At 44.7% G+C, this 9,922-nt stretch carries 10 protein-coding genes; 9 read left to right on the forward strand and 1 reads right to left on the reverse strand.

The genetic code is table 11. The annotated features are described in order from the left end of the window. Positions 1–347: DUF7716 domain-containing protein (locus NE536_RS21790; RefSeq protein ID WP_261273996.1), on the forward strand; the 347-nt coding region annotated here is incomplete at its 5' end. Positions 348–413: 66 nt separating this feature from the next. Here the strand turns inward: NE536_RS21790 and NE536_RS21795 are convergent. Further along, positions 414–2,225: a sensor histidine kinase gene (locus tag NE536_RS21795; RefSeq protein ID WP_261273997.1), complete on the reverse strand. Its 1,812-nt coding sequence runs from the start codon at positions 2,223–2,225 to the stop codon at positions 414–416. Between the two features lie 206 nt (positions 2,226–2,431). On the opposite strand from NE536_RS21795, the gene NE536_RS21800 reads away from it, so the two are divergent. The 8 genes from NE536_RS21800 (at position 2,432) to NE536_RS21835 (ending at position 9,432) form a co-directional block, all read left to right on the forward strand. Next, on the forward strand, positions 2,432–3,034 hold the full coding sequence (locus NE536_RS21800) for a response regulator transcription factor (RefSeq protein WP_261273998.1): 603 nt from the start codon (positions 2,432–2,434) through the stop codon (positions 3,032–3,034). Positions 3,035–3,448: 414 nt separating this feature from the next. Next, complete coding sequence (locus tag NE536_RS21805; RefSeq protein ID WP_259541889.1) at positions 3,449–3,724, forward strand: hypothetical protein; 276 nt, start codon at positions 3,449–3,451, stop codon at positions 3,722–3,724. A 15-nt stretch (positions 3,725–3,739) separates the two neighbouring features. Then, entirely contained in the window at positions 3,740–4,291 is a 552-nt protein-coding gene (locus NE536_RS21810; protein ID WP_261273999.1) for a dihydrofolate reductase family protein, read from the forward strand. A gap of 180 nt (positions 4,292–4,471) precedes the next feature. After that, the gene (locus NE536_RS21815; RefSeq protein ID WP_261274000.1) at positions 4,472–5,050 is read left to right on the forward strand and encodes a type II secretion system protein; all 579 of its coding nucleotides are present in this window, start codon (positions 4,472–4,474) and stop codon (positions 5,048–5,050) included. A 149-nt stretch (positions 5,051–5,199) separates the two neighbouring features. Beyond that, positions 5,200–5,724 (forward strand): ATP-dependent protease subunit HslV, encoded by a 525-nt coding sequence (gene hslV, locus NE536_RS21820; protein WP_006083300.1) that lies wholly within the window; start codon positions 5,200–5,202, stop codon positions 5,722–5,724. Positions 5,725–5,743: 19 nt separating this feature from the next. Then, positions 5,744–7,072 (forward strand): ATP-dependent protease ATPase subunit HslU, encoded by a 1,329-nt coding sequence (hslU, locus tag NE536_RS21825; protein ID WP_261274001.1) that lies wholly within the window; start codon positions 5,744–5,746, stop codon positions 7,070–7,072. 206 nt (positions 7,073–7,278) lie between these two features. Further along, the gene (locus NE536_RS21830) at positions 7,279–7,665 is read left to right on the forward strand and encodes a gamma-butyrobetaine hydroxylase family protein (protein ID WP_259541894.1); all 387 of its coding nucleotides are present in this window, start codon (positions 7,279–7,281) and stop codon (positions 7,663–7,665) included. Positions 7,666–8,289: 624 nt separating this feature from the next. Next, positions 8,290–9,432 (forward strand): PIN domain-containing protein, encoded by a 1,143-nt coding sequence (locus NE536_RS21835; protein WP_261274002.1) that lies wholly within the window; start codon positions 8,290–8,292, stop codon positions 9,430–9,432. The last annotated feature ends 490 nt before the right edge of the window (positions 9,433–9,922 follow it).

Genomic DNA, 9,922 nt, shown 5'->3' on the forward strand with positions numbered 1-9,922 from the left:
TGTATCACAAAAGGTGCGTAATGCGTTTAGAATTAACTCTCAAGAACATGTTGGATAAAATTGAATCTTTAGATTGGAAGTGGGATGTATATATACCTTCTAATAAAGAAATTAATGACTCGATATTATGTCTTATACTTGACGATGACACAGAAGAAGATCGTGGTAGTGATGATGAACCAATTTACCCAACATCTATTGGTTATAAAAGCTTCTTAAGTGTGTCAGATTTGCAAAGTATTAAGAGTAATTTGCTGCAACAAAATTCTGAAGCTGGGTTAAATGAATTAATTAGTGCAGCAAAATATTATTATGAAAATGATGCTTTTATTAATATTAACCGCTAACCAATAAAAGCTGTCGGATGCTCCGGGCTAATGCGCACATTAAGGGTTACTCATAAGTGTATAACCCTATTCCTTGGGAAGAACGACTGTCACCACACAGCCCTGTTGCCAAGGCAGTAAAGCTTGCGTGGATTGCTGACAGTTTTCGATTTGAATGCTGCCGTGATGGCGGGTGACCACATCCTTACAGATGGCTAAGCCAAGCCCTAATCCCGCATCTTTGGTTGAGGCAAAAGATGCCATCAACTCACTCGCCTGCCCCTGTAGCCCTTCGCCATTATCAATAACTAACACTTTGATTTCATTTGGATTATAATAGATATCGATCCATAATTGACGCACACGATTATCGCCGCAGGTTTCTAACGCATCTAAGCTATTTTTTACTAAATTGACCCACATTTGGCTTAAACCAACGCTATCGCCCATCAGTTCAAAGGGCTCACCCTGCACTCGCACATTCACTTGCACATTGGCGCGGTCTAGCTCGCGCCGCAACAGAGCTAAAGCTTCTTTCACCACTGGCACTATATCTAAAGGTTCGGCCTTGGCCTGACGCCGCTTGAGTAAACCGCGAATACGATGCACAACCGCTCCAGCGCGAATCGACTGCGCATTAATTTTACCGAGTACATCATAGAGTTCCGGATTATCTTGCCCAAGCCTTTCCAATTGCAGCATGGCGCCTTCGCTGTATTGGGTAATCGCCGCTATGGGTTGATTGAGTTCGTGCGCAAGACCCGCGCCAATTTCCCCCAGAATTGCCGCACTTTGCAGCCGCTCAAGCTGCAATGCCTTGTCCTTTAATTGGCGCTCAGTGCTGACTAAAAACTCACTTTTCTGGCGAAATTTATATTCAAGCCACAGGTGATAAATGGTGGAAATAATGAAAATTAACAACAGTGCGCCGCCCCACTCTTTATTTTTTGCCATCCATTTATATACGGTTTGATAGAGTGGCGGCGATGCACCTTGCAGTTGCAACTCCTTAAATAACTCAATCACTTTCAACTGACTCACGGGTGCAGTCCAGCCCAAGGTATCGGCGGTAATGGCAGCGACATGGTCGGCGGGTAAATCGAATAAGGCGCGGGTAATTTGCATGGTGATCCGTGGCGAAACCGTATCCGCTGCGGCGAATGACCAGTTGGGGTATAACTGAGTGCTGACCTCGCAATCATATCCTGAAGGGTTAGTCGGATGGATCACCCGATAATCGGCCTGATTAACGAGACCCGTTGCGATCATTTCCTCTAAGGTGCAAAAGGGGGCAATGGCGGCGTCGGCACTGCCGTCGCGCACTTGGTAAATAAGCGGTTCTAACGGGAAACCGAGAAAGCGCACTTGCCCAAAAAACTGTTCGGGTAAAAAGCCCATTTTATGCAGCAACCCCATAGCCGCCTGATACCCGCCTAATGCCTGCGGATCACTGGCGACCACATTGCGCCCACGCAAATCCTGCAGGGTGCGGATAGGGCTATCAGCGCGGACAATAATGGTCGCGCCTATGGTAAAAGTACTGCCCTGATGCTTGCGGCTTTTCATTGTCGCGAGCCAAGACAGCGGGAAGTTATTGCTTAGATGCAGATATTGCCCAGGATTAGTGACGATAAACTGCAAATCATGCTCAAGTAACTGGCTACGCATGCCATTAAAATCCACTGGCACGACTTCAAAATGACTATTAGGCACTTGCTCAGTCAGGTAATCCATCATAGGTTGCCAACGCTGCTTGGCTTGTAACACACCGTGATTTGCCAACACTCCGACTCTAAAGTGGTTCACCTGCGGCACATCATCGGCATAGGACTGACTGAGCCCAATGACACTTAGGCATAATCCCATCACTACCGCTTTACACCAAGAGCCCGTCGCCATCGCCGCTATTACCTTGCCTTATATGCTATTAAACGACTTTAACTCGCAGATAAAAATCAAGCTGTGAAATGCCGCCAAACTCTGGTTTCTGCCCTAAGATAATCGGCTAATTTAGTGATGCACCTCCCAAGACCTAGGCTTAAAATTGAGCCAAGCACCGACTCGGCTTAAGCTGATATAGCTCTCCCGCCTCCATAAGGAAATCCATGTCTACAAAATTGCCACTGTATTTAGTTGATGACGATGAAGCGATTCTGGATTCGCTGGGTTTTATGCTTGGGCAATTTGGCTACCAAGTGCAAACCTTCAACAGCGGCCGCGACTTCCTTGCGCACTGTGCATTATCACAGGCGGGCTGCGTGATTTTAGATAGTCGAATGCCAGAAATCACCGGCCAAGAAGTGCAGCAAAAACTGATCGAAACCCACAGCCCGCTAGGCGTGATATTTCTCACTGGCCACGGCGATTTACCTATGGCACTCAGCGCATTTCGTAAGGGAGCCTGCGACTTTTTTCAAAAACCCGTATCGGGTAAGGCATTAGTACAAGCGATAGAAAAAGCACAGCGTGAAAGCCAAGCGGCCTTCGAGCAGCAAAGTCTGCAGCATAAGTTTGACCAACTGACCGAGCGCGAACAGCAAGTGTTAGCCCATGTGATCCAAGGAATGACTAACAAGCAAATCTCGGAGGCGATGTTTTTATCCTTGCGCACGATTGAAGTGCACCGCGCAAAAATCATGAAGAAACTCGAAGTGAATAATATGGCAGAGCTAGTGCAACACTTAGGCAATCTACATTCAGTCTTGTAAGTCAGTGACCCATAGTCGCTAAACAATCGCGACGCCTTCTCGCCACGCATAAGGATTTAACCGTTAAACCCTTTTTACCCAGACCATTCAAGATACCGTAACTACACAGTTTTCATTCTACCTGCGACAAGCTGTCGCAGTTTGTGCATTTGGCTTTGTTAAATATCGTATCAGCCCGCACAATCACGCCATAGGTTCCTTCCTTTGTGCCCCGCAGGCGCTCAAGAAATCCACTGCTTTTTGAACCTCCACCCGAGGGTAACTATGCCCTCGGGGATTTTTTCTCCCACCCGCGAATGCCTTACTCCGAGATAACAACTAAAGTGGAAATTGAACGATCCAGTTCTAGCTCCGTCTGTAAAGCAGTTATATACTTTCCAACCGTCTCAAATAATAAGAATCATGGAAGATCGAATGTTCAAACCTTTAATATTACTCAGTTTTAGCGCCTTAGCCTTGACCTGTATGAGTGGCTGCGTTGGGCCGCTGAATTCAAAATGTGATACAAATTCCCCCTACAGCAAACAAGAATGCAATGCAGCCGACGCCGCTGTTTATGTTGCAGCCGCCATATTGGAAGGCCCAGATAAAGGTCAAACGTGTAACGATATGTCGGGCAAAGCAAAACAAGACTGCTTCGCTCAGCAACAAGCCCTGAAAGAATCATTAGAAAAACACGCTCGAAAATAGCATTAAGGAAGATGAATGAAAGCCTCCGTTTTTATTGCCGCGACCCTCGACGGCTATATCGCCACTCCCGATGGGGATATCGACTTTTTAAACCAGCATCCCAGTACAAATCCCGATGAAGACTTTGGTTATCATGCCTTTATCGACACTGTCGATGCGATAGTGATGGGACGTAAAAGCTTTGAGAAAGTCCTCTCCTTCGATTGTGATTGGCCCTATGTAAATATCCCAGTATTTGTATTAAGCCGCAGCGGTGTAACTGTACCCTCGGCGTTAAGTGAGCACGTACAAGTGCTCAATGGCGATGCAGCAAGCATTAGCGAACAACTCAAAAACCGTGGCTTTAAGCATCTCTATATCGATGGTGGCCAAACGATCCAAGGCTTTTTAGCGGCGGGGTTAATTCAGGAACTCACGCTCACTCGTATCCCCACTTTACTGGGTAAAGGCATACCCCTCTTTGGCGACTTAGCTCAAGCGCTTCAATTAATGCCAATCCACACGCAGCAATATGACAATGGCTACGTACAAACCCGCTATCGTGTTATAGACAAAACGGCTTTATAAGCCGTTTACATTCGGCAGATGGCATTGAAAGATGAAGTGATGGCTTGCCATTTTGCGGCTTGCCATCTTACTGTAGAGCCATGTAACAACAATGTTAAACAACTAGATATTATCAATGACTTACTGATTGCAAATCAAAATTCCGTTAGAATATTGCCCTCTAACAGATAGGTGAGCAATATGAGTCGTTTGCAGTCATCGAAGGGCTTTACATTAATTGAGCTGGTTGTGGTCATTATCATCCTTGGGATCTTGGCCGTCGTCGCAGCACCACGGTTTTTAAACCTAGGCCAAGATGCTCACGATGCCAGAGCCAAAACCGCATTTGCGGCCTTTACCTCTGGTGTTAAGCTTTACCACAGTTGTTGGCTTGCGGGCGGTCACTCTGGTTATATCCAAGATCTCGCCTGTTATGGTGATGGAAAAATAGATTCAACCTCCACTGGATTTCCACTCGGTATCGATACGGCAAGTAGCAGTAATGCAGGAACCCAATTACAGGGCGAGTTTTGCGGTGAGCTATGGCACAACCTAATTGGAAACAATGAATTTGTCCTAGCTAATCACTTCGACTGGCAGCAAGTGCCCAACACTGACATTGTTTATTGGTACAGTGGCGGCCCAATAACTAATCCAAATACCTTTTGCTATTTCAATTATGTCTCAGATGATCGTCGTTTAGGCAGTGAAAACTGGGATTTAAAATACTATCCCTTCGATGGCCGCACTATTGTAGGTCGATCCACACTTTCCCAATAAGCGCTTATTTTTATTGCTAAAGGAGCGCGAAAGTTCGCAAACTCCTTTGGCTTTTCTCGCTATAACTTGAATTATTGTCATCTATCCCCATATCTACTGCATCATCCACCGCATGATTTGTCATTGCGGGCCAGAGAAGAGGATTTATTGTGACCACTATCGTATCAGTACGCCGTAATAATCAAGTTGTCATCGCCGGCGATGGCCAAGTCTCCCTAGGCAATACCGTGATGAAAGGTAACGCCAAAAAAGTGCGTCGCTTATATCACAACAAGGTACTGGCTGGTTTTGCAGGCGGCACCGCCGATGCTTTCACCCTATTCGAGCGTTTTGAGGCCAAACTCGAAATGCACCAAGGCCATTTATTGCGCTCGGCCGTTGAGCTCGCCAAAGATTGGCGTACCGACCGTATGCTGCGCAAACTCGAAGCCCTGCTCGTCGTGGCCGATGCCGAAACCTCGCTGATCATTACAGGTAATGGTGATGTCGTTCAGCCAGAACACGACTTAGTCGCCATTGGTTCAGGCGGCAACTATGCCCAAGCGGCGGCCCTTGCGTTATTGCAAAATACCGAGCTGTCGGCCTTAGAAATCGCTGAAAAATCCCTGACCATTGCCGCGGATATCTGCGTATTCACCAATCAATTCAAAACGATTGAAGAACTCAATTACTAAACAGCCCGTGAGGAATATTATGTCTGAAATGACCCCCCGTGAGATTGTCCACGAGCTGGATGCACACATTATTGGCCAACAAAAGGCCAAACGTTCTGTTGCTGTAGCCCTGCGTAACCGCTGGCGCCGGATGCAACTGGACGTGGATTTTCGTCAAGAAGTCACCCCAAAAAACATCCTGATGATTGGCCCTACTGGCGTAGGTAAAACTGAAATTGCCCGCCGTTTAGCCAAGCTTGCCAACGCGCCTTTTATCAAGGTCGAAGCGACTAAATACACAGAAGTCGGTTACGTCGGTAAAGAAGTCGAGCAAATCATTCGCGACTTGACCGATATCGCCATCAAGCTGACCCGTGAACAGCAAATGGGTAAGTGCCGTCAACGCGCCGAAGAACACGCCGAAGAGCGCATTCTTGATGCCTTGCTGCCTAAACCTAAAAATGACTGGGAAAGCACAGAAACCGATTCCAGCTCAAACACCCGTCAAGTATTCCGCAAAAAACTGCGCGAAGGTCAATTAGACGACAAAGAAATCGATATTGATGTGGCACAGCCACAAATCGGCGTCGAAATCATGTCGCCACCCGGCATGGAAGAAATGACCAACCAGCTGCAAAGCCTGTTTAAAAACATGGGCCAAGTACCGGCAAAACGTCGCAAGATGAAAATCAAAGAAGCGTTCAAGCTGTTGATCGAAGAAGAAGCGGCAAAACTGGTCAATCAGGAAGATTTAAAAGAGCAAGCCATTGAATTGGTTGAGCAACACGGCATAGTGTTCCTCGACGAGATAGACAAAATCTGTAAGCGCGGCGAAACCTCAGGCCCAGACGTTTCCCGTGAAGGCGTGCAACGTGACTTACTGCCGCTGATCGAAGGCTGCACAGTCACCACTAAACACGGCATGGTAAAAACCGACCACATTCTGTTTATCGCTTCGGGCGCATTCCAGATGTCGAAACCATCGGATTTAATCCCTGAATTACAGGGTCGTTTGCCGATCCGTGTCGAGTTAGATGCGCTCTCAGCCAATGATTTTAAACGCATTTTGACCGAGCCACACGCTTCGCTGACCGAGCAATATATCGCGCTGATGAACACAGAAGGCGTGAAAGTTGAATTCAGTGAATCGGGTATCGACAGCATTGCAAAAGCCGCATGGCAAGTGAATGAGCGCACCGAAAACATCGGCGCCCGTCGTTTACACACTGTGATGGAAAAGCTGATGGAAGATATCTCCTACGAGGCATCGGAAAAATCGGGCTCCGCCTTTGTTATCGACGCCGACTATGTCAGCGCCCACTTAGATAACTTAGTCCAAGACGAAGATCTCAGCCGCTTTATCCTCTAGTGAAAACCCGCTCACCGCCAAGCCCAAACGACTTGGCGGTGAACGGCGACTCAAATACAAAAGTGTGACTCAACCGAAAAGTCGGCTCCAAACGCTAGGCAGCTCGAGCATTCCCTTTGTATCCTTAGCCGCCAGCAGTTACATTAGTCAGGTGTTAATTTAATGAGTCGTTATCCTATCCTTAGCATTTTCTTGGTAGCCAACCTATGACCACAGCAACGCCGAGTGTCACCGATCTTAAACTGAAACGTAAATCACGCATTCTAGAAGTCAGTTTCGACAATGGTGAGCAATATCAGCTCAGCTGCGAGATGCTCAGAGTCTACTCACCCTCAGCCGAAGTGCATGGTCACGGCAATCCTAAGCTGGTCACCCACAAGAAAAACGTCAACATCAGTGCCATAGAACCCGTCGGTAACTATGCAGTAAAAATCGTCTTCGATGACGGCCACGACACAGGCCTATTCTCGTGGAAAGTGCTCTACGATCTCGCCACCCACCAAGTGGATCTATGGGAAAAATACCTTGCCCGCCTTCGCGCCGAAAAAGCCTCACGCGAACCGCTGATTGCGATGAATATAAAGTACAACTAGCATGTTAGGTAGACGCCTAATTGTGTGATTTAAACAATTGGTGGCTAGCTAAATTAAGTGGCATTACAACAAACTGAAAATGTTTGAGAGTATTCTGTCATAGATTAAGCACTGTTATTCCAGTGACTCGCCGTTAATATATCCCTATAGGCTCGACGGCGGCATCCATGCCGCCAACGGTCACTTCCATACCAGCTCTTAATTCTGCTAATCTCTGCGTATCCATTAGATCTAAAGACAAAGAGTTTAACAATAACTGATTTATTCAATTCCATTCTTTAGATCAAAAATGCGGTCTATCCTCCACACCCTACCAAGGAGAAGGGCTCATCCTATCCGACTTGAGATTAAGTTGGTAAGATATTGTTCATAAGGTAAATCACAACGTTGTTGTTTGTTGATGTCCATGATGATACTCCTAGATTTGCTACCGGAATATGGCTCTTCGAGTGAGGGGAAAATGGGGTTATCTTGTCCTGCAACATGGCTGCTTCGTTCAATAAGGCGTTTAAACGGAACTAAAACGGCTGGTAAGTTTCGCTTCGCTACATATTATAATCAACAATTTTAGTCTGCTTAACGCGGAGTTAGGCATTCCTTATTGTTCATAGATAGGAACTTCAAATGTTAAATGTATTGCTCGATACAAATATCCTTCATGAGGAGGGATTAAACTCAACTAGAATTCAGCGTGTTCAAAGGTTAATAAAAAGCAATGACTTGAAACTGATCGTTCCAGAAATAGTTATAAATGAATTTAAGAGTAAAATAGTCGAACAAGCGAATAGCGATTTAGAAAGAATACAATCTGGACTCGATAGTTTACAAAGGAAAAATATTTTACCAAAAGACTCATATCAGATTAGGGAATCAATAAAATTCATTTCGAATTTAATCAATTCAGCTAACGGTAAAGTGGATATATGGATGAAAGAAAACAATGTATCTGTATATAAAATATCGAATACATCTATTGACGAATTATTCGCTAGTTATTTTTCTGGAACTGGTGCTTTTAGAGGAAAGAAAAAGAGAGAAGATATACCCGATGCTGTTATATACGATGGAATAGTTAAGATATCAAAAGATACAAAGCTTATCGTGATAGTTAAGGACGGAGCTTTATTGAGTGCTATTTCTAAACTCATGAATGTAGAGACTTACTCTTCACTCAATGAACTATTAGAAACCCCCTTGCTAAAGGAAAGAACCGAGGAGCTAGATAAAGAAGAAAGCAAAGTTAAGTCTATTCTAGATGCACTTAATTCCTTTGATTACTGGTATAGCATATCGAAACACATAGAAGAAAATAAACTTATTGATATTAAAAGCCGCTATGAAAATGATTTCATTCGCTTGCCATATGAATTTGAAGACATTGAGATATCGAGTAAAGAACTAAACATTAAAAGTGCTGGAGATGTAACCTTATCTGCACCTAATTATTTAGGTAATAAGAGGTTTAGCTTAACGATGAATATTGAATCGAAAGCTGATTTTAGTTTTCATTGCGAAGATGAACATTATGAGTTATTACCTTACATTTATCGAAAAAGCTTAACTAAAGAACTATCTGAAAACAGCAGCAAAATTCATGCTTACGGAACTTTAGACGTAACTTTACAAGGTGTTGTAGTTATTGAAAACATTGATGAAAACATGGAAGTGAGTGAGCTAAAATTACATTTATCTTATCTTGGTGCTGACTGTTGTGAAATAGAGTGCAAGCCCGAAGTCGAATCTATAAGTGTGAACGACATTTATTAAAAATTCCATAAAAATAATTTAAGAGTTAAATGAAACTGGAACATCCATAACTATTTTCACTTTGAATGACTGACCAACAAAATCAAAAACTAAATGGATACACCATTCCCTGCGAAGTTGCTGAAAAGAAAAAAGATAGGACAGGCAGAACTCTTTTGAGATTAAAAGCTAACACCAAAACTTCAGAAGTTCACCTTCCCCTGCGAAGTTGTCGAAATACGCAGATAAAAATGCCGTGGCGACATCATGGATGATGGCGCAGGCTCGGGGGGACAAGGATGTCCCATCTGAGCCGTTAGGCAATTTTTATTGGAGTATGAGACCAGTAACTAATGCATGTAACTTCGCTAGGGGCGTCTTGGAGCATCCAAGGAGGATAGGACGAGCAGTCCTCCTTGGTCGGGTGTGGGGTGAAGCCCCACGACTTTGCTTTAAAATAATTTAACCTGATTAGGTATTCAAAGAAGTTAAGCAATCCCAAATCACAACT

Origin of the sequence: Shewanella septentrionalis, from assembly GCF_025370265.1 — a bacterium.
GTDB classification, from domain to species: Bacteria; Pseudomonadota; Gammaproteobacteria; order Enterobacterales; family Shewanellaceae; genus Shewanella; species Shewanella hafniensis.